Origin of the sequence: Pseudomonas sp. NFPP25 (assembly GCF_900116505.1) — a bacterium.
Classification (GTDB): Bacteria; Pseudomonadota; Gammaproteobacteria; order Pseudomonadales; family Pseudomonadaceae; genus Aquipseudomonas; species Aquipseudomonas protegens.
Window position 1 is genome coordinate 1 of the sequence record NZ_FPBG01000021.1, and the last position, 1,105, is coordinate 1,105.

Annotated in this window: 1 rRNA gene; it reads right to left on the reverse strand. The window is 50.1% G+C overall.

The annotated features are described in order from the left end of the window. Positions 1–735: ribosomal RNA gene (locus tag BM382_RS31395) — 16S ribosomal RNA — on the reverse strand; the annotation flags it as partial. Between the last annotated feature and the right edge of the window lie 370 nt (positions 736–1,105).

A 1,105-nucleotide genomic window follows, 5' to 3' on the forward strand; every position in this document is an offset into this window, starting at 1 on the left:
GGTGGTCGCCTTCGCCACTGGTGTTCCTTCCTATATCTACGCATTTCACCGCTACACAGGAAATTCCACCACCCTCTACCATACTCTAGCTTGCCAGTTTTGGATGCAGTTCCCAGGTTGAGCCCGGGGCTTTCACATCCAACTTAACAAACCACCTACGCGCGCTTTACGCCCAGTAATTCCGATTAACGCTTGCACCCTCTGTATTACCGCGGCTGCTGGCACAGAGTTAGCCGGTGCTTATTCTGTCGGTAACGTCAAAACAATCACGTATTAGGTAACTGCCCTTCCTCCCAACTTAAAGTGCTTTACAATCCGAAGACCTTCTTCACACACGCGGCATGGCTGGATCAGGCTTTCGCCCATTGTCCAATATTCCCCACTGCTGCCTCCCGTAGGAGTCTGGACCGTGTCTCAGTTCCAGTGTGACTGATCATCCTCTCAGACCAGTTACGGATCGTCGCCTTGGTGAGCCATTACCTCACCAACTAGCTAATCCGACCTAGGCTCATCTAATAGCGTGAGGTCCGAAGATCCCCCACTTTCTCCCGTAGGACGTATGCGGTATTAGCGCCCGTTTCCGGACGTTATCCCCCACTACTAGGCAGATTCCTAGGCATTACTCACCCGTCCGCCGCTCGCCACCAGGTACAAGTACCCGTGCTGCCGCTCGACTTGCATGTGTTAGGCCTGCCGCCAGCGTTCAATCTGAGCCATGATCAAACTCTTCAGTTCAAACATCTTTGGGTTTTGAGAAAACCCTAAACTTGGCTCAGCAATCGTTGGTTACATCTTTGATTTCTCGCGGAGTAACTTGTGATGCTGATAATCTTTTTGACTATCAGTCTGACTCCACAAGCACCCACACGAATTGCTTGATTCAGTTGTTAAAGAGCGGTTGGTTAAGATCTTTCGTCTCAACCGAGGCGCGCATTCTACAGCAGCCTCATTTGCTGTCAAGTGATTTTTTTAAGAAGTTTTCAAAGTTTCCTTTTTAACTTCAACCACTTGCGCTTCCGATCTCTCGTTAGCGGGAGGCGAATTCTACAGCGTTACACGCTGCTGTCAACACCTCTTTTCAACCGCTTTCGACCGAGAGGATCGA